Origin of the sequence: Brevundimonas sanguinis, assembly GCF_029636725.1 — a bacterium.
Lineage (GTDB): Bacteria > Pseudomonadota > Alphaproteobacteria > Caulobacterales > Caulobacteraceae > Brevundimonas > Brevundimonas sanguinis.
Map to the genome: position 1 here is coordinate 2,992,267 of NZ_CP116770.1, position 19,050 is coordinate 3,011,316.

The following is a 19,050-nucleotide window of genomic DNA, read 5'->3' on the forward strand; positions in this document are numbered from 1 at the left end:
GTTTCTTCGAGCGCGGGCTTTGGAAAGCCGCCCTCATGAAGAATCGTCTGATCCTGACCGCCTGCGCCTCGGCGCTGCTGCTCGGCCTGCCGGCCGCCGCCCCCGCCTGGGCCAAGGCGCCGCCCGCCGCCGCGACGACCGCTCAAGGCGGCTTCCAGGTGCCGCCGCTGGGCTTCCACAAGCGGGTGCTGGCCAACGGCATGGAGGTCTATACGGCGCGCGACGCCTCGACCTCGAACGTCACGGTCCAGGTCTGGTATCGCGTGGGATCGAAGGACGATCCGGCGGGCCGCTCGGGCTTCGCCCACCTGTTCGAACATCTGCTGTTCAAGGCGACGAAGAACATGCCGTCCGAGACGTTCGACCGTCTGACCGAGGACGTGGGCGGCATGAACAACGCCTTCACCGCCGACGACGTGACCGCCTATTACGAGGTCGTCCCGGCCAACCACCTGCAGCGCATCCTGTTCGCCGAGGCGGACCGCATGGGCTCTCTGGTCGTCGATCAGAAGACCTTTGAATCCGAGCGCGACGTGGTGAAGGAAGAATACCGCCAGCGGATTCTGGCCAGCCCCTACGGCCGCCTGTTCGGCTTGTTCGCGCCCGAGACCATCTATCAGGACCACCCCTATCGCCGTCCGGGCATCGGCTCGATCGAGGAGTTGGACGCCTCGACGCTGGACGACGTGCTGCGCTTCCACGCCACCTACTACCGGCCGGACAACGCCATGCTGATCGTGGCGGGCAATTTCGATCAGGCGCAGTTGGACGGCTGGGTCGATGAGTATTTCGCCCCGTTGAAGCGACCGTCGACCCCCATGCCCGCCAATGACGTGAAGGAGCCCGAGCCCGCCGGCCCGCGCACCGCCACCTTCTATGCGCCGAACGTGCCCCTGCCCGCCGTGGCCCTGGCCTGGAACACCGTGGCCTATAAGGACGCCGACCGCCCGGCTCTGACGGTGCTGGACGGCATCCTGTCGACCGGCGAGAGCAGCCGTCTGTACCGCTCGCTGGTCTATGACAAGCAGATCGCAGCCCAGGCGGGCTCCAACCCCGACTTCGCCCAGCAGGCGGGCAATCTGGCCGCCTACGCCATCATGGCCGACGGCCAGACGGTCGAGACCGGCCAGGCGGCGCTCGAAGCCGAAATCGCGCGTCTGCGCGACGAGCCCGTCACCGCCGCCGAACTGGCCGAGGCCAAGAACGAGCTGGTCGCCAACGCCCTGCGCGGGCGTGAGAGCATCGACGACCGCGCCACCACCTTGGGCATGGCGCTGATCATGACCGGCGACGCGACGGCCGCCGACCGCGAGATCGCCGAGATCCAGGCCGTCACCGCCGCCGACGTGCAGCGTGTGGCCCGCCGCTATCTGACGCCGCAGCGCCAGATCACCATCAACTATCTGCCCGCCAGCGACGCCAACGCGCCCAGCGAGCAGAAGAAGAACGTCGACGCCCCCGTGACGGTCGCCGCCCTGGCCCCGGCCGGTCCGGTCGCCGTCCTGCTGCCCGAAGCCGAGCGCGCCCGCCTGCCCGAGCCGGGGCCTGAGGTGTCGCCCGCCACCCCGGCCATCGCCGATTTCCGCCTGGACAACGGCCTTCGCGTGCTGGTCGCCCCGACCAAGGGCCTGCCGCTGGTTTCGGCGCGGCTGAACTTCAACGCGGGCTCGGCCCATGACCCGGCTGACAAGGCCGGCGTCGCCTCCATGACCGCCAACCTGCTGACTCAAGGGACAACAACCAAGTCGGCGCCGGAAATCGCCACCGCCATCGAACAGCTGGGCGCCAACATCGGCGCGGGGGCGAGCGCCGACTTCACCAATGTCTACGCCAATGCGCCCAAGGACGTGTTCGGCCAGACCCTGACCCTGATGGCCGATCTGGTGCGCAACCCGGCCTTCGCGCAGGAAGAGCTGGTGCGTCAGCAGTCCCAGACCCTGGACGGGCTGCGCGTGGCGTTGAGCCAGCCCGGCTCCATCGCCTCCCAGTCGGTCGGCAGGGTGATGTACGGCGCCGCGCCCTACGGCGCGCCGGGCTCGGGCACGGTGACCAGCATCCCCGCCCTGACGCGCAACGACGTCGCCGCCTTCCACGCCGAGCGGTTCGGGCCCTCGCAGGCGACCCTCGTCTTCTCGGGCGACGTGACCTCCGCCGAGGCGCGCGCCCTGGCCGCCGAAGCCTTCGGCGACTGGCGCGACGCCGGCCCGGCCCCGGCCGCCATCGACAAGGCGGGTCAGGCGCCGGCCCCGCGCGTCGTCGTCATCGACCAGCCTGGCGCCGGCCAGGCCGCCGTGGTCGCCGCCATCCGCGGGATCAGCCGCACCGACGCCGACTACTTCCCGCTGACGCTGGGCAACACCCTGCTGGGCGGGGGCTTCTCGTCACGCCTGAACCAGGAAATCCGCATCAAGCGCGGCCTGTCCTACGGCGCCCGCTCGTCGGTCGGCGCCCAACAGCAGACCGGCGTCTTCTCGGCCTCGACCCAGACCAAGAACGAGACGGCGACCGAGGTGGCCGACCTGATCCTTGAAGAGATCGGCAAGCTGGGGACCACGGCGGCGACCGAGACCGAACTCGCGCCCCGCCGCGCCACCCTGATCGGCGGCTTCGGGCGTTCGCTGGAGACGGTGGACGGCCTGGGCGGCCTGGTCGCCAACCTGGCCCTGTACGACCTGCCGATGAGCGATCTGGCCGACTACGCCGGGCGCGTTCGCGCCGTCACCGCCGAACAGGTCGAAAGCGCCTTCGCTGAACACCTGCCGACGGACCGGGCCAGCCTGGTGATCGTCGGCGACGCGTCCAAGTTCATCGACGGCCTGCGAGCGAAATACCCCAACGTCGAGGTCATTCCCCTGAGCGAACTGAACCTGGACAGCGCGACGCTGAAGTAGGCCGACTTGCCACGGGCTCCGATTTCCGGCCTAGCTGGAAATCGGAGAACCTCATTATGCTGAAGACCGGATACGTCGCCCTGCTGGCGGTCGGCACGATCTGGCTGACCTGTTCGCCCGTACAGGCGCACTCGTCGGCGCTGGACCCTCTGAGCGACGCCCTGGAGTTGCTCCGGACCGATCCCTCTGCAGCCGCGGCCGCACTGGAGCCTCTGGTCGCCGCCGGCGATCCTGAGGCGGCGGCTTCCCTGGCTTCCGCGCTGGAATTTACCGGGGCCGACCCCGAACGGTCAGAACGCCTCTGGGCGCAGGCTCTGCGGGACGGGTCGCAGAACGCCCGCCTGAACATCGGCCTGCGACGATTGATGAACGACGACCCTGCCGACGATGCGGAAGCCATCGGCTGGCTCGAAGGTCTGGACGCGAAGTATCGGCCGGCCGCCGCCTATCCGCTGGGGCGGGCCTATCTCTTCGGCGCGGGAGTCCAACAGGATCTGAAAAAGGGAACCCGGCTGATACAGACGGCCGTCAGGGCGGACCCCGGCAATGTCGACGCGCAGTTCCTGCTGGGACGCGCCTATCAGGACGGCTGGGCGTGCCGGTCGACGTCGCCGCCGCTCGCACACACCTGAGCCTTGCTGCGGACAGCGGCGATCCGCGCGCCCAATGGAATCTCGGTATGCTGCTGCTGGACGGCGGGGCGCCTTCCGAGGTCGCGACGGCCTACCGTTACGTTCGTCAGGCGGCGGAACAGAATCTCGAAAGCGGCATGATTTCATTGGCGGTCATGCTGGCCGTGGGACAGGGCGTGGCGCCCGACCCCGCCGAGGCCCGCCTCTGGTATGCGCGCGCGGCCGAAAACGGCTCGGCCCACGCCCTGCGTGGTTTGGGCATGATGATACTGGTCGGCGAGGGCGGCGCCAGCGACCCGGTCAAGGGCGCGGCCTATGTCGAGCTAGCCGCAGAAGGCGGCGACGCCAATGCCGCGATCATTCTGAGGCAGTTCGCCAAGCCCCTGTCTCAACTTCCCCGCGCCGACATCGACACCGCCAAGGCGAAATGGGTCAAGGATCACGGCGCGCCGCGCTAGGCTCCATTCACGTCGTCAGACACACCACCTGGGCGACGCGCAGGTCCTGGCGCAGGCGGTCGGAGACGGCGCCGTAGTTCTGGGTCGTCACCGCCTGGCCCAGGGCCGCCTCGTCGGCGCGCTGCTGGGCGCCGACCGCAGGCACGAAGGTGTCGGGCGCCGTGGTGTAGATGCGGCCGCGACGGGGCGACTCGGCGATGGTCACGCCCAGCACCCGGCCGCGTCGGTCCAGCACCGGCGCGCCCGACAAGCCCGACAGCGTGCCCTTTAGTCCCCGTGTGCGCCCGGCCTCGGCCCAGGCCAGCACCGGCTCGTCATAGGAGCGGTGGCCACGAATTTTAAGCGTTTCGCGACCGATCAGGCGCGAGGCGACCTCGCCCGGCCGGCCCTGCGGGAAGCCGGGGTGGAAGGCGCGCTGGCCCTTGTAGAGCGGCGCCTCGGGCGCGATCGGCAGGGCGGGCGGCCCCCCGTCGGTCAGCAACAGGGCCACGTCCGCCCGCGCCGCCAGCCGCACGTCAGCCGCCAGAGCCCGGGTCTTGTCGATCACCAAAGCGGGCTTGCGGCAGCCCTCGACCACATGGCGGGCGGTTATCCAGCGACCGTCCCCGGCGATGGAGAAGGCCGTGCCCGACACGGGCTCATGCTCGTCGGACGTATCCACGGTGACGGAAGGGTCGAAGGGAGTGATCGGCCCCAGCAAGGGGCCGGACGCATCATCCTCATGCTGATCGTGAGGGGCGTCCGCGCGCTCGCCCCGGCTCAGCGAAGCGATCAGGATCACCCCGATGACGGCGGCGTAGATGGTCCAGTCCGGAAGGTGGGGAAAGCGCAATGCCGTCCCCTCAGCCCGTCAGGGCGGCCGCCAGGATCAGGGCGGTCGACAGCTTGGCCCCGGCCAGGACCACGGCGGCGGACACCTCGCCCTTCTCGATCCGTTGCGGCAGGCCGTGCAGCAGGAAGTCGACGACGCGGAAGGCCAGCAGTTGCAGCACCACCGTCGCCACGCCCCAGATGGCGATGTCGCGGATCGAGGTCGACACCGACAAGGACACAGCCAGCGGAATGGCCAGCCCGACCAGCACCCCGGCGAAGGCCACGGCGGCCGCTGGATTGCCTTGGCGGATCAGGGCGATCTCGCGCCACGGCGTCAGCAGGGCGTAGACCGCAGCCCCTGCGGCCAAGAGTCCGAAGGTCACCGCCAGATGCAGCATCAGGATCGGAAAGCCCGTCGCAAAAGCCTGGAGTTCAGGCGTCGACAGCACGCCCGGCAACGACGAGGTCTCCATGACGACGAACCCTAGCCTCCCGATCTGAAGGGGAACGAAACCAAAACATTCTTGCCCGAAAGCTTGAGCCTTCCGCTAGGGCGCCCGCGCCACACTCGGCGGACAAAGCGTCCAACCAGACGGTCAGCGGCCTCAGGCGGCGTCGACCGCTTCGCGCTCCGCCTTCAGACGCGCCGAGGCCCGCAGCTTCTCGCTCTCGGACTTCAGCTGGCCGCAGGCGGCCAGGATGTCGCGCCCGCGCGGCGTGCGGATGGGCGAAGCGTAGCCGGCCTTGTTCAGGATGGCGGCGAAGGTCTCGATCGTCTTCCAGTCCGAGCACTGATAGTCGGTGCCGGGCCAGGGGTTGAACGGGATCAGGTTCACCTTGGACGGGATGCCCTCGATCAGCTTGATCAGGGCGCGCGCCTCGGCGGGGCTGTCGTTGACGCCCTTCAGCATGACGTATTCGAACGTCACCCGGCGCGCGTTGGACAGGCCGGGATAGGCGCGGATGGCGGCCATTAGCTGATCCAGCGGATACTTCTTGTTCAGCGGCACCAGCTGGTCGCGCAAGGGATCGTTGGTGGCGTGCAGGCTGATGGCCAGCATGGCCGCCGTGCGCTCGCCTAGGGCGTTCAGCTGCGGCACGACGCCCGAGGTCGACACCGTGATCCGCCGCCGCGACAGAGCGATGCCCTCGTTGTCGGAGATGATGTCGATGGCGTTGGCCACGTGGTCCAGATTGTAGAGCGGCTCGCCCATGCCCATGAAGACGATGTTGGACAGGCGACGGTCTTCCTTGGGCGAGGGCCACTCGTCCAGGTCGTCGCGGGCCACCTGGACCTGAGCCACGATCTCGGCCGTGGTCAGGTTGCGGACCAGCTTCTGCGTGCCGGTGTGGCAGAAGGTGCAGTTCAGGGTGCAGCCGACCTGGGACGAGACGCACAGGGCCCCGGCCCGGCCCACGTCCGGGATGTAGACGGTCTCGACCTCGATGCCCGGCGCCATGCGGATCAGCCACTTGCGCGTGCCGTCCTTGGACACCTGGCGCTCGACGATCTCGGGACGGGCCAGGGTGAAGGCCTCGGCCAGCGCCGCGCGGGTGTCCTTGGCCACATCGCTCATCAGGGCGAAGTCGGTCACGCCGTAGTGGTGGATCCAGCGCCACACTTGCGAAGCGCGCATCCGGGCCTTCTCCGGCGGGCAAATCCCGGCGTCGATCAGAGCCTGGCGCAGTTCGTCGCGCGTCAAACCGCTGAGGTTGACAGGCGTCGTGGCTGAAGCGCTGGCGCGCGAAAGATCGAGCGTGATGCTCAAGGGCGGATGTCCTGCGGCGAAGAGTTGAGGCGGCGGCGTCTAGCACAGATGGGGCGTCTTGTCGCCTTTGGCCATGGCCGGCTTGATAGACGCCGAACGAGGCGCTAGAGGGGCGGCCGTTGGGGAGTAGCTTCCGGCATATCCCAGTCGGGATCGCGTCAACATACTTGCCTGCAAGGGCATGGCGCGATCAGCGGATCAACCTCCGCCTAGCGAGACCAGCATGCTGCACACGTGGGGCCGGCCCGCGCGTGGAGCGTGCTGTCGTACGCCCGGCCGAGTTCCCGTCTTGATCATGATGTCCCCGTTCGCCGTTGCGGTGCTGTCCCTCAGCATGTCCGCCGACGCCTTCGCCGCCGCCATCGGCCGAGGCGCTCAACATCGCCCAACCTTGCCCCAAGCCCTGCGCTCCGGCCTGGTGTTCGGCGTGGTCGAGGCGATCACGCCCCTGATCGGCTTCGTCCTGGGCGTGGCGGCCGCAGGCTTCGTCGAGGCGGTCGACCACTGGATCGCCTTCGGCCTGCTGGGCGCGGTCGGCGCCCGGATGATCTGGGAGGCGCTGAAGCGCGACGAGGATGCGGCCGAGGCCACCGTTCCCGTCGGCAAGACGGCGTCGCGCGGTTTGCTGGCCCTGATCGCGACCGCCGTGGGCACCTCGATCGACGCGGGCGCCGTAGGCGTGGGCCTGGCTCTGCTGGAAGCCAATATCTGGCTGATCGCCTTGTGCATCGGCTTCACCACCTTCGTCATGGCGAGCCTCGGCCTGTTGATCGGCAAGGCGGCCGGAACGCGCCTGGGCAGGGTCGCCGAACTGCTCGGCGGCCTGGCCCTGATCGCTCTAGGCAGCAAGATTCTTCTGGAACATCTCGGCCTTCTGACTGGTTAAATCTGTCACGAACCGGCTTTGCGCTTGCCCCCCGCAGGCGTTTGCGGAACCCTCGGCCCTGACGCCCTAAGGCTGCATCCAAGGAGACCCCCATGCGTCCGCCGCTATTGCTCATCGCCGTCCTCGCGGCCCCTCTAGCCCTGGCCGGGTGCGCCACCGGCCGAGGCTTGCCGACCTATCAGGAAGAAATGACCAAGCTCGACGCCGAATGCGTGGCGCGCGGCGGCATCCTGACCCCAAGCGGCATGCAGACGGGCCGCCCCCAGACCGACTATCTGTGCAAGATGACCGGCGCATCGCGGCTTCGGCAGGACTGAGGCGCAAACCTCAAAGCCCGCGCGCCGCCCACGTCGAACCAGCCGCAATCCGATATCCGGAAGCGAGACGCCCGCTGTCGGACGCGGCGAAAAGCAAAAAAGAGCGCTTGGAGGGGTGACGGGGCCGGCCCCGCCCCTGCGCATGCCGCGCCGTTCGACGGCCTTCACGCAGCCTAGAGCAACCCCACGCGCGTGCCGCGATTATCGCGCGCCGTTTCCATCGCAAGATCGCAGACACAGGCTGAGCGCCCGCCGCCGCCTGGACTTCCGCCCAGGCCTGGCTGACGGGCATAAGAAAACCCGTCTGCCGCATTGGGACTCAGACGGGCCTAATGAGCCTAGGCTCGTTATCCAAGTGGGAGACGCTCACCGAAACCGCAAGGGGCTCAAGATAAGAAGTTTCCGAAATCACGGAAATAAAAGGGTATTCGAACGGATGATAAAATAATCAATCCTTATGCTTGCATATGATGGCGCGCTCGTTCACCCTGCGGATGTCGATATCTCTGCGTAACGCCCTATTTCTTTGCGACGCATCGAGATTTTTCGTTTCCTTAGACCCGACAGCCCTCAGGACCTTTCCTCTGGGCAACCTTTTTCGGAGGTCATGGAAATGGCTACTGGTATTGTTAAGTGGTTCAACCCCACCAAGGGTTTCGGTTTCATCGCGCCTGACGCTGGCGGCGGCGACGTCTTTGTTCACATTTCCGCCGTTGAGCGGGCCGGCCTCACCGGGCTGAACGAAGGCCAAGCGCTGTCGTATGAGCTGGAGCACGACCAGCGCTCCGGCAAGGCTTCGGCGGGCCAACTCCAGGCCGCATAAGCGAACGCACCGGTTCACCGGCGCATCGAGGCCCGCCCCCCTATGGAGGCGGGCCTTGTCAATTCTGCAGACCGCGGCGCTCGATCAGGTACGACGGACCTTGAAGGTGCGGCGTCGCGCCGCAAGAGCCGGGGCGGCCTCTGCGAAAAAGTCGCTCGCCGATCCCCGAATGCCCTAATGGCGGTCCTGCGCCCTGGCTTGGAGCGCCCGCCTAAGTCCTTGATGTCAAGAAAGTCCGTGGTGGTTGGAGGCGGGATCGAACCGCCGACCTGTGGGTTATGAATCCACCGCTCTAACCATCTGAGCTACCCAACCCCATACGGAGCCTCTCGCCGGATCGAAACGACCCCGGGCGCGAGAGGGGTGCGTATATCGCCGCCTTCCGTTCGGTTCAAGCCGGTTCGGTGCGGATTTCGCGCAGGACCATCGGTCGCGGCGTCTTTCGGCTCGCGTAATGCGCTGCAAGCCTGCATCTTCGCTATCCAAAGCCACGCTGTTCAGGAGCCGCCATGCGCCCCGCCCTCTTCGCCGTTTCCGCCGCTGTCCTCGCTCTCGCCGCCTGCGGGGCCAATGGGCAGGATGAGCCGCAGACGTCCGCCGCGACCGGCGCTCCGGTTGAGACGCGCCCGCCCAACAACCCGGATCAGAAGCCCGCGCACGAAGGCCAGACCCGCGCCCCGTCAGTCAGCACCACGGCGGCCATGGAGCACGCGGTCGTCGCCGAGGGACTGGAGCACCCCTGGGGTCTGGCCCTGCTGCCGGACGGCCAGTGGCTGGTGACCGAACGGCCCGGCCGCATGCGCGTCGTCAGCGCCCAGGGCCGGATCGGCGCCACGATCAGCGGCCTGCCCGCCGTGGCGGCGCGCGGCCAGGGCGGCCTGCTGGACGTCATCCTGAGCCCGACCTTCGCTCAGGACCGGATGATCTACTGGTCCTACGCCCAGCCGCGGAACGGCGGCAACGGCACGGCCGTGGCGCGCGGCCGCCTGTCACACGACCTGAGCCGCGTCGAGAACGTACAGGTCGTCTTCCAGGTCAAGGACACCTACGACGGCGACAAGCATTTCGGCTCCTCCCTGGTCTTCGGGCCGGACGGCAAGCTGTACATCACCATCGGCGAGCGCTCGGATAAGCCGATGCGGCCGACGGCCCAGAGCCTGGCCTCGCACCACGGCAAGGTCATCCGCATCAACGCCGACGGCTCGGTCCCGTCCGACAACCCCTTCGTCGGCCGCGACGACGCCCTGCCCGAGATCTGGTCCTACGGCCACCGCAACCCTCAGGGCATCGCCGTCCAGCCGGAGACCGGCGCGGTCTGGAGCATCGAGCACGGCACGCGCGGCGGCGACGAACTGAACCTGGAGAAGGCCGGCGCCAACTTCGGCTGGCCCGGCGCGGCCTACGGCATCGAATACAGTGGCGACGCCATCCCTGGCGCGACGACGACGAAAGACGGCACCGTCCAGCCCGTCTACTACTGGGACCCGGTGATCGCGCCAGGCGGCATGGTCTTCTACGACGGCGCCATGTTCCCGGGCTGGAAGGGCAACGCCCTGATCGGCGGCCTTGGGGGCAAGCATCTGGTCCGTCTGGTGCTGCAGGACGGCCGCGTGGTCGGCGAGGAGCGCCTGCTGACCGGTCTCGGCGAACGGATCCGCGACGTGGCCGTCGGGCCCGACGGCGCTGTCTGGGTCGTGACAGACGAAGAGAACGGCAAGCTGGTGCGGCTGGCGCGCCGCTGAGGCGGAGAAGACAGGGCGGGCCGCGCACGACGGCCCGCCCTTTTCACATCCGGCGACCTCACGCGCCTTGTTACTTGACGTTGACGTAAACGTCGGCTTTCTAACGGATCGAGTTTCCACGCCACACGGGACGATCGGATTTTTCCGTCCGTCGCGCAGGCCCTAAGACGCCTAACCCGTCCTTCAAGCAGCTCGCCGCCGCGCGGCGAGCGCTAGGGACCCAACAAAGAGAGACGCTCCATGGCCGACGCCTATATCTACGACGCCGTGCGCACCCCGCGCGGCAAGGGCAAGAAGGACGGCAGCCTGCACGAGATCACTGCGCTGAGCCTGGCCAGCCAGGTGCTGGAGGCGCTGCGCGACCGCAACGGCCTGGACACCGCCAAGGTCGACGACGTGATCCTCGGCTGCGTCTCGCCGGTGGGCGAACAGGGCGCCGACATCGCCCGCACCGCGGTCCTGGCCGCCGGCTGGGACCAGGCGACGGCGGGCTTTCAGATCAACCGCTTCTGCGCCTCGGGCCTGGAGGCCGTGAACGTGGCCGCCGCCAAGGTGAAGTCGGGCGAGGCGGGCATGGCCGTCGGCGGCGGCGTGGAAGCCATGAGCCGGGTGCCGATGGGCTCGGACGGCGGGGCCTGGCCGACCGACCCCTCGTCGGCCTTCCCGACCTATTTCGTGCCGCAGGGCGTCTCGGCCGACATGATCGCCACCAAATACGGCTTCAGCCGCGACGACGTGGACGCCTATTCGGTCGAAAGCCACAAGCGCGCCGCCAAGTCGTGGGCCGAGCGCCGCTTCGACAAGTCGGTAATCGCGGTCAAGAACCAGCTCGGCCTGACCCAGCTGGACCGCGACGAGACCATCCGTCCGAACACGGACATGCAGACCCTGGGCGGGCTCAATCCCTCCTTCGTCATGATGGGCGGCATGGGTTTCGACGCCGTGATCGGCCAGCGCTACCCCGAGGTCGCCAGCGTCAACCACGTCCACACGCCGGGCAACTCGTCCGGCATCGTCGACGGCGCCGCGGGCGTGCTGATCGGCACCAAGGAGATGGGCGAGGCGCTGGGCCTGAAGCCGCGCGCGAAAATCCTGGGCGGCGCCTCCATCGGTTCTGAGCCGTCGATCATGCTGACCGGGCCGGAGCCGGTGACCCGCAAGCTGCTGGGCAAGCTGGGCATGCAGCCGGGCGACATCGACCTGTACGAACTGAACGAGGCCTTCGCGGCCGTGGTGCTGCGCTACATGCAGGCGCTCGACATCCCGCACGACAAGATCAACGTCTGCGGCGGCGCCATCGCCATGGGCCACCCGCTGGGCGCCACCGGCGCCATGATCCTGGGCACGGTGCTGGACGAGCTGGAGCGCTCTGACAAGTCGACGGCCCTGGCCACCCTGTGCATCGGCGGCGGCATGGGCACCGCCACCGTCATCGAACGCGTCTGATCCGGGAGCTTATGACCATGGAAAACTTCAAGATCGACATCGACGCCGACGGCATCGCCACAGTCGCCTTCGACGTGCCGGGCCGTTCGATGAACACCCTGACCAGCGCCGTCATTGCCGAGATCCCGGCTCTGGTGGAGAAGATCAAGACCGACGACGCCATCAAGGGCGTGGTCCTGACCTCGGGCAAGACCACCGGCTTCTGCGCTGGCGCTGACCTCGGCGACATGGCCTCGGGCATGCTGGCCGGCGGCGGCGACCTGCAGAAGGCGTTCGACACCGGCTGGGCGCTGAACGGCGCGTTCCGCGCGCTGGAGACCTCGGGCAAGCCGGTGGCGGCGGCCATCAACGGCCTGGCGCTGGGCGGCGGGCTGGAGTTCACCCTGGCCTGCCACTATCGCGTGGTCGAGAACGACCCGAAGATTCAGCTGGGCCTGCCCGAGATCAAGGTCGGCCTCTTCCCCGGCGGCGGCGGCACCCAGCGTCTGACACGCCTGATCGGCGTTCAGAACGCCCTGATGCAGATGGCCGAGGGCAAGTCCTGGCGCCCGAACGACGCCAAGGGCGCCGGCGTCGTCCACGAGGTCGTCGAGAAGGGCCAGTCGGTCGAGGCCGCCAAGGCCTGGATCAAGAACGGCGGCAAGGCCGTCCAGCCGTGGGACGATCCCAAGTTCAAGATTCCCGGCGGCGGCCCATACCACCCGGCGGGCGCCCAGGTCTTCATCATGGGCAACGCCATCCTGCGCAAGCAGTCCTACGGCAACTACCCGGCCGTGCTGAACATGATGAAGGCCGTCTATGAGGGCGTGCAGGTGCCGATCGAAGCGGGCCTGCGCATCGAGACGCGCTACTTCATCAAGACCCTGATGACGCCGCAGGCCCAGGCCATGATCCGCAGCCTGTTCCTATCCAAGCAGGAACTGGACAAGGGCGCCGTGCGTCCGGCGGGCGTGCCCAAGTCCGACCCCAAGAAAGTCAGCGTCCTGGGCGCGGGCATGATGGGCGCCGGCATCGCCTATGTGCAGGTCATGGCCGGCATCGAGACCGTGCTGATCGACCAGACGCAGGAGGCCGCCGACAAGGGCAAGGCCCACGTCGAGGAACTGCTGAAGAAACGCCTGTCGCGCGGTCAAATGACCCAGGAGAAGTTCGACGCCACCCTGGCTCTGGTCACGGCGACGACGGACTATGACCTGATCAAGGGCTCGGACCTGGTCATCGAGGCCGTGTTCGAGAACCGCGAGATCAAGGCCGACGTCACCAAGCGCGCCGAGGCTCAACTGGCTGAGGGCGCCGTGTTCGGCTCCAACACCTCGACGCTGCCGATCACCGGCCTGGCCGAGGCCAGCGTCCGGCCCGAGGACTTCATCGGCATCCACTTCTTCTCGCCCGTCGACAAGATGATGCTGGTCGAGATCATCATGGGCGAAAAGACCGGCGACGCGGCCCTGGCCAAGGCGCTGGACTATGTCCTGAAGATCAAGAAGACGCCGATCGTCGTCAACGACAGCCGCGGCTTCTACACCTCGCGCTGCTTCTCGACCTTCCTGATGGAAGGCATGGCCATGCTGGAAGAGGGCTATTCGCCCGTGCTGATCGACAACGTCGGCCGCATGACCGGCATGCCGCGCGGCCCGCTGGAGATGCACGACGACGTGGCCCTGGACCTGTCGTACAAGATCGCCAAACAGACCCGCGAGGATCTGGGCGACAAATACGTCCCGACCGAGGGCGAGCAGATCGTCGCCACCATGGTCGAACAGGGCCGCTACGGCCGCAAGAACGGCAAGGGCTTCTACGACTACGACAGCAAGCCCAAGGTCATCTGGCCGGGCCTCTACGACCTGGCCCCGACCACCAAGGGCGCCGAACTCGGCGAAAGCCCTGAGGCGCTGGCCGCTATCGACGAGCTGAAGACCCGCCTGCTGTATCGCCAGGCGGTCGAAGTGGCCCGCTGCTGGGAAGAAGGCGTCATCGACGACCCGCGCGAAGGCGACCTGGGCGCCATCCTGGGCTGGGGCTTCGCGCCCTGGACCGGCGGCCCCATCACCTTCATGGACCAGACCGGCCTGAAGGCCTTCGTGGCCAAGGCCGACAACCTGGCCGCCAAATACGGCGACCGCTTCAAGGTCCCGCAGCTTCTGCGCGACATGGCCGCCAAGGACGAGACCTTCTACGGCCGCTTCGCGCCGCAGACGAAGGCGGCCTGAGCCTCATATACAGAGTGAACCGGAAAGGGCGGCCTTCGCGGGCCGCCCTTTCTTTTTGCGCTACGCTCGCGACGCGGTCGCTCGCTGCTTGAGCGCGTTCTTTCTAGGGGCGCTATCGCTCGCAACGCGGTCGCTCGCTGCTTGAGCGCCTTGCCCTATTTCCCGCTCATCCCGGCGGACGCCGGGATCCAGTGAGAGCCACGCGCTCCGCCTTTGAAGAAGGCTAAGATTTCCACGCGCACGGATGCAGCCAAAGGACTGGATCCGGGCGTCCGCCGGGATGAGCGGAAGGAGTTTACCGACTCCGGAACACCCGCGACGCCGCATAGCCCGTCAGCGCCGCCAGCAACACGCACAGCACGCCGTAGCTCCACGGCCTCCGATGGGCGAACTCATAGATGTCGCGCTCCAGCCCCACCTTCTCGACGGTCAGGGTCAGGTTGGACACCGACACCGCCGCCCCCTCCTGAAACAACCAGACCTCGGCGTAGTATTTTCCGGTCGGCGCCACGGCGGGCAGTTTGACCTCGGCGCGGAACAGGCCCCGGTCGACGAACTGCACGCCCTTGGGATCGGTATCGTAGAGGGCCGCCGCCTCCTTCAGCCGGATCACGGCGCGGCGCCAGTCCAGATAGTCTTCGCCCAGGCGACTGATGACCACGTCGCGCACGCCGTAGCGGGTGACGGTGCGGGCCTCTTCCGGCGCGTCGATGCGCAGGTGGTCGACTCCCACGCCCAGACGGCGCAACTGGCCGAAGTCGGCGATGTCGCTGAGGGGCCGCGTCGAGGCGGTCATGTAGAAGCCGGGCGCGCCCTCGAACAGCACCGGGCGGCTGTTCAGCCAGACCCCCATGTTGCGCGTCTTCTTGACCAGGCGGACCGGGGCGTCGGGCCCGCGCACCACCACCACCACGTCGGCCGGGGTGGCGCTGGGGTTGAACACGGCCCCATAAAGAACGATCGACGCGCCCTTGAAGCCTGAGTCCACATCCACCCGCGCGTCGGTCAGGGCGGCGGCGACGCGCACCTCCTCGGTGGTGGCGGCCGAGCGTTCGATGATGATCTCCGGCGCAGCCTGCGGCGGCGGCTCGGGCGGCAGGACCTGGAACATCAGTCCGCCACCCCTGGCGCCAGCAGGAACAGGTCGCTGGGCCGCACGAACAACTCCAGCCCCATCTGGATGCCGACCAGAAGGACGATCAGGCCCAGGGCCGCCCGCATCTCTTCGGCGCGGAACCGGCCCGACAGCTTGGCGCCGTATTGGGCCCCCACCACCCCGCCCAGCAGCAGGATGGTCGACAGGACGATGTCCACCGTCTGGTTGCGCCCGGCCTGAAGCACAGTGGTGATGGCTGTGGTGATGATGATCTGGAACAGGCTGGTGCCGACCACCACGCTGGCCCTCATGCGCAGCACATAGAGCATGGCCGGCACCAGGATGAAGCCGCCCCCCACCCCCATGATGGCCGACAGGACGCCCGCGAACACGCCCAGGCCGAACGGCGGAATGGCGCTGATGTACAGGCCCGAGCGCGGGAAACGCATCCTGAACGGCAGGCCGTACAGCCACATCGGGCGACGACGCTCCTTGCGCGGCGGCGTCTCGCCCCGGACGCGGTGCAGGATCTGCGTCAGGCTCTCGTACAGCATCATGCCGCCGATAGAGCCGAGGAACAGCAGATAGGACAGCGACACCACCAGATCGGCCTGACCGAGCAGCCGCAGGTAGCGGAACAGTTCGACGCCCACGAGCGCGCCCAAGGCGCCGCCCACGGCCATGATGCCGCCGATACGGTAGTCGACCGCGCCCATCCCGGAATAACGGATCACGCCCGAGGTCGAGGACGCGACGACGTGGCTGGCCTGGCTGGCCACCGCCACCGTCGGCGGAATGCCCAGAAACACCAGCACCGGCGCCATCAGGAAGCCGCCGCCAATGCCGAACAGGCCGGACACGAATCCGACCAGCGCCCCCAGCATGACCAGGAGCGGCCAGTTCACCGAGACTTCGGCGATCGGCAGGTAAATATCCACGGCACGCGCCTTCGGCTGGAAGGACAGGCAATCGGCGCCGGAAAGGCGACTAGATCTTCGGTCTTAGCGGCCCCTGCGGCGAACCGCCACCCCCGGCCAGCGCCTGTTTGCGCGCGGCCTCTACGCCAGCGGCGGCGCGGTGAAGGCGTCGGCGGCCTCTCGCGCCTTGCGGCGTTCGACGGCCGACAGGGCGGGCGTCAGCCGCTGCACCGAGGCCAGGGCCTGCTGATCGCCGCGTCGGGCAGCGATCATGTACCATTTGAAGGCTTCGGTGCGGTTGGCGGCCACGCCCTGATCGCCCTGCTCCAGCATCTTGGCCACGTTGTACTGGCTGTCGACGCGGCCGGCTTCGGCGGCCTTCTTCAGCCAGATCAGCGCGTCCGGCCCGTTCTTGGCCCCGCCGACGCCGTCATACAGCTGCATGGCGTAGTGATGCATGGCCTTGGCGTCGCCGCCCTCGGCCGCGCGACGGGCCCAGGCGCGCGCCTCGGCGTCATCGACGGCCAGCCCCGCCTGACCCTCCTGATAGAGCATGGCCAGACGCAGCTGCGCCGGCGCATAGCCCAAATTGGCCGCGCGGGTCAGCGGCTCGACGCCGGCCTCGTCGCCGTTGTTCAGCATCAGGCTGGCGCGCGCGAACAGGGACGCGCCCTCGGTCGCCGCCGCCTCGGGCGACGGCACGGCGTCGGTCGGCGCAGCGTCCAGCGCCACGGCGGCGATGGGCGCATCCAGCCCAGCTTCTGCGTCCGCCGAACCCGCCGCAACGCCGGGCGCGCTTACGCCCGGGAAGCGCAGGCCCGCGCCTTCGGCCACCTGCAGGCTGGCGTAGCCGCCGCCGACCACCAGGGCCGCCACGGCCGAGGCGCCGATCGCCTTGCGCATGGTCGAGCCCTGGCGGCCCGCCTGCCTGTCCAGACGCTCCTGCAGCTTGGACTTGCCGCCGCGTTTCTTGAGGCCGAAGCCGGAGCGGGCGCCGTCATCGGCGGCCTCGGGCGCCATCGCGGCGCGCGCCGCGTCCAGCACGTCGCGGGTCGTCGTCGGCCCCTCGTCGGCCGTCGCGCGCGGCGCGGGATCGACGAACTCCAGTTCCGCCGCAAAGCCGTCGTCGTCATCGTCCAGCGTCAACGGGCGGTCGGCCGCCGCCGCGGCAACCGTCTCGGGACGGGCGAAGACATCCGCCGCCGGGTCTTCGAACGCCGCCAGAATGTCGCTGATGTCGGCGCCGCCGAAAGAGTCCGGCGCATGGATCGAGCCGGGGTCCGCCGCCAGTTCGGACGGGGCGCGGCCAAACGGCGTCGCGTCCTGCCGCGGCTCCAGGAAATCGGCCTCGAACGGGTCGGCGAAGACGCCGTCGTCCGGATGGCGCTCCGTCTGCGTCGGGAAAGGCTCAGCCTGAACAGCGCCCGCCAGCGGATCCTGCGACCAGGGCTCGACCGGGTCGGCGAAAGCCGCCGCGCGCCAATCGCCGCTGGGACTTTCAGCGGGGGTCCAGGGGGCGGGCTCCGAGCTTTCCAGCGGAACGTCGCGACGTTCAGTGCGGCCGGCGCGCTGCTCGATGCTGTCGCGCGCCTCGGCCAGCAGGCGCGCCGTGCGCTCCTCGCTCTGACGCATCCGCTCGGCCAGCTCGCCCGAGGCGCGCTCATGGCGCTGATGCATCTTGTCCGTGCTTTCGGCCAGGCGGCGGCCGATGTCGTCCAGAGCCTGGGCCGAGCGACGCTCGGACTGGGCGATGCGTTCGCCGAGCCTGTCAGAGATCCGGGCGATCTCGCCGCCGAGCCGCTCCAGCGCCAGGGCGTGTTGATCGTCGGCCTGAGTCAAGCGCTGGTCCACCGCCTGGGCGTGGCGAGCCAGATCGCGCTCCAGCTTCTGTTCCAGCGCGGCCACGCGCGCGTCGGACGCCCCTGCGCCCGCCGCCTCGACCTTCTCCATCCGGCCGTTCAGGTTGCGGGCGATGCGCATGATCTCGTGGCCCATGCCCTCGACCGCGGCGACCGAGCGCTGCTCGGCGGCGCGGGCCTGCTCGCCGATCGCGGCCAAGGCGCGCTCGATCCGCTCGACGCGGCCTTCGGTTTCGGCCGCGTCCAGGCGGCGCATCATCTCGATGCGGCTGGATTCCACCTGCCGGGTGAGAGCCTCAGCCAGCTTTTCAAAGCGCGAGGCTTCGCGCGCGTGGTCCGGCTCGATGCGGCGCTCGGCGTCGCGCATCCGCAGGTCGAGGGCCGCGAACGACCGCTCCAATCCCTTGAGCGCTTCTGAGGTCTGCGACTGAGCGTCGTCCAGACGTACGCCCACTTGCGACAGCAGAGTTGTTCCGGCGCCCGGCCCAGCCGCCTTCTCGACCGCTTCGATCCGATCGCGCAGTTCGCTGACGCCCGCCCGCTGGCGCTCGTCCATTTCATAAAGACGGGTGGAGACGGCGGTCAGGGCCGCATCCAGCTTGTCCAGCCCGTCGCGCGCCTCGGCTCCGGCGTCCTGCTCCAGGCGGCGCAGGCGACGGTGGCCCTCGCGCAGTTCCTCGGCGATGTCGTCGATGCGGCGCGCCTTGGCCGCCTCAGCCTCGTCCTGCGCCTCCATCCGACGCACCAGCCCGACGACGGCCTGATCAATCCCCTGAATGGCCAGCGTCGAACGACGCTCAGCCGCCTCCAGGCGCTCGGCGATCACCTCCAGCGAGGCGCCCATTCTGCCCAGACTTTCGTGCCGGTGCGCATCCTCGCCATAGACGTCGTCCAGACGGCGCGAACGGCTGCGACGATCATAGGGATCAGGGATGGGCGACCGACGCGGCAGGGTGGCGACGCTGTCGTCCTCTTCAGGCTCATCCATGATCATGGAATTCAGCCACTCGCCCAGGGTCATGCCCGAGCGACGCGCCAGATCCTTGGCGATCTCGCGCGCCTTGGGATCGATGCCCTTCACGCTCCACGGCGCCGCTGCGGTCACTGATTCGCCTCCCGACCCATGGCGCGAACGGTATCCTTCCAGATAGAGCGTGTAAACGTGTCGTTAACCGCAAGATGTGGCGCCTC

At 68.5% G+C, this 19,050-nt stretch carries 15 protein-coding genes, 1 tRNA gene and 1 riboswitch; of the genes, 9 read left to right on the top strand and 7 right to left on the bottom strand.

Features of this window, described 5'->3' with window-relative positions; genetic code table 11:
• Nucleotides 1-35 precede the first annotated feature (35 nt).
• The 3 genes from PIB44_RS14805 to PIB44_RS14815 are packed head-to-tail and all read left to right on the top strand — an operon-like array spanning nt 36 to nt 3,981.
• Nucleotides 36-2,891 (top strand): M16 family metallopeptidase, encoded by a 2,856-nt coding sequence (locus tag PIB44_RS14805; RefSeq protein ID WP_278069956.1) that lies wholly within the window; start codon nt 36-38, stop codon nt 2,889-2,891.
• A 56-nt stretch (nt 2,892-2,947) separates the two neighbouring features.
• A complete protein-coding gene (locus PIB44_RS14810) occupies nt 2,948-3,523 on the top strand; it encodes an SEL1-like repeat protein (RefSeq protein WP_278069957.1) in 576 nt (191 codons plus the stop codon).
• Nucleotides 3,487-3,981: a tetratricopeptide repeat protein gene (locus PIB44_RS14815; protein WP_278069958.1), complete on the top strand. Its 495-nt coding sequence runs from the start codon at nt 3,487-3,489 to the stop codon at nt 3,979-3,981. The genes PIB44_RS14810 and PIB44_RS14815 overlap by 37 nt, the downstream gene beginning before the upstream one ends.
• Before the next feature lie 7 nt (nt 3,982-3,988).
• Here the strand turns inward: PIB44_RS14815 and PIB44_RS14820 are convergent, their stop codons facing one another.
• From PIB44_RS14820 to rlmN, 3 genes are all read right to left on the bottom strand, one after another.
• Nucleotides 3,989-4,813, bottom strand: coding sequence for a S1 family peptidase (locus PIB44_RS14820; protein WP_278069959.1), 825 nt, complete (start codon nt 4,811-4,813; stop codon nt 3,989-3,991).
• A 10-nt stretch (nt 4,814-4,823) separates the two neighbouring features.
• Nucleotides 4,824-5,267, bottom strand: coding sequence for a DUF350 domain-containing protein (locus PIB44_RS14825; RefSeq protein WP_029972642.1), 444 nt, complete (start codon nt 5,265-5,267; stop codon nt 4,824-4,826).
• 132 nt (nt 5,268-5,399) lie between these two features.
• A complete protein-coding gene (gene rlmN / locus PIB44_RS14830) occupies nt 5,400-6,563 on the bottom strand; it encodes a dual-specificity RNA methyltransferase RlmN (RefSeq protein WP_025978069.1) in 1,164 nt (387 codons plus the stop codon).
• 104 nt (nt 6,564-6,667) lie between these two features.
• Nucleotides 6,668-6,849, top strand: a riboswitch (yybP-ykoY riboswitch).
• 9 nt (nt 6,850-6,858) lie between these two features.
• Here rlmN and PIB44_RS14835 point away from each other — a divergent pair.
• The 3 genes from PIB44_RS14835 to PIB44_RS14845 all read left to right on the top strand — a co-directional run bounded on the left by PIB44_RS14835 (nt 6,859) and on the right by PIB44_RS14845 (nt 8,589).
• Nucleotides 6,859-7,449, top strand: a complete 591-nt coding sequence (locus PIB44_RS14835) for a manganese efflux pump MntP (protein ID WP_278071007.1) — start codon at nt 6,859-6,861, stop codon at nt 7,447-7,449.
• Nucleotides 7,450-7,541: 92 nt separating this feature from the next.
• Complete coding sequence (locus PIB44_RS14840) at nt 7,542-7,766, top strand: hypothetical protein (protein ID WP_278069960.1); 225 nt, start codon at nt 7,542-7,544, stop codon at nt 7,764-7,766.
• 613 nt (nt 7,767-8,379) lie between these two features.
• Entirely contained in the window at nt 8,380-8,589 is a 210-nt protein-coding gene (locus PIB44_RS14845; RefSeq protein WP_025978066.1) for a cold-shock protein, read from the top strand.
• A gap of 238 nt (nt 8,590-8,827) precedes the next feature.
• Here PIB44_RS14845 and PIB44_RS14850 read toward each other — a convergent pair.
• Nucleotides 8,828-8,904, bottom strand: a tRNA-Met gene (locus PIB44_RS14850).
• 194 nt (nt 8,905-9,098) lie between these two features.
• On the opposite strand from PIB44_RS14850, the gene PIB44_RS14855 reads away from it, so the two are divergent.
• The 3 genes from PIB44_RS14855 (at nt 9,099) to PIB44_RS14865 (ending at nt 13,987) form a co-directional block, all read left to right on the top strand.
• Entirely contained in the window at nt 9,099-10,331 is a 1,233-nt protein-coding gene (locus PIB44_RS14855; RefSeq protein WP_278069961.1) for a PQQ-dependent sugar dehydrogenase, read from the top strand.
• A 240-nt stretch (nt 10,332-10,571) separates the two neighbouring features.
• Nucleotides 10,572-11,777, top strand: a complete 1,206-nt coding sequence (locus PIB44_RS14860; protein WP_278069962.1) for an acetyl-CoA C-acetyltransferase — start codon at nt 10,572-10,574, stop codon at nt 11,775-11,777.
• Nucleotides 11,778-11,794: 17 nt separating this feature from the next.
• Nucleotides 11,795-13,987: a 3-hydroxyacyl-CoA dehydrogenase NAD-binding domain-containing protein gene (locus PIB44_RS14865; RefSeq protein WP_278069963.1), complete on the top strand. Its 2,193-nt coding sequence runs from the start codon at nt 11,795-11,797 to the stop codon at nt 13,985-13,987.
• A 295-nt stretch (nt 13,988-14,282) separates the two neighbouring features.
• Here the strand turns inward: PIB44_RS14865 and PIB44_RS14870 are convergent, their stop codons facing one another.
• From PIB44_RS14870 to PIB44_RS14880, 3 genes are all read right to left on the bottom strand, one after another.
• A complete protein-coding gene (locus tag PIB44_RS14870; RefSeq protein ID WP_025978062.1) occupies nt 14,283-15,098 on the bottom strand; it encodes a TIGR02186 family protein in 816 nt (271 codons plus the stop codon).
• On the bottom strand, nt 15,098-16,021 hold the full coding sequence (locus tag PIB44_RS14875) for a sulfite exporter TauE/SafE family protein (RefSeq protein ID WP_025978061.1): 924 nt from the start codon (nt 16,019-16,021) through the stop codon (nt 15,098-15,100). The genes PIB44_RS14870 and PIB44_RS14875 overlap by 1 nt, the downstream gene beginning before the upstream one ends.
• Nucleotides 16,022-16,141: 120 nt before the next feature.
• A complete protein-coding gene (locus PIB44_RS14880; protein WP_278069964.1) occupies nt 16,142-18,964 on the bottom strand; it encodes an SEL1-like repeat protein in 2,823 nt (940 codons plus the stop codon).
• Nucleotides 18,965-19,050 lie beyond the last annotated feature (86 nt).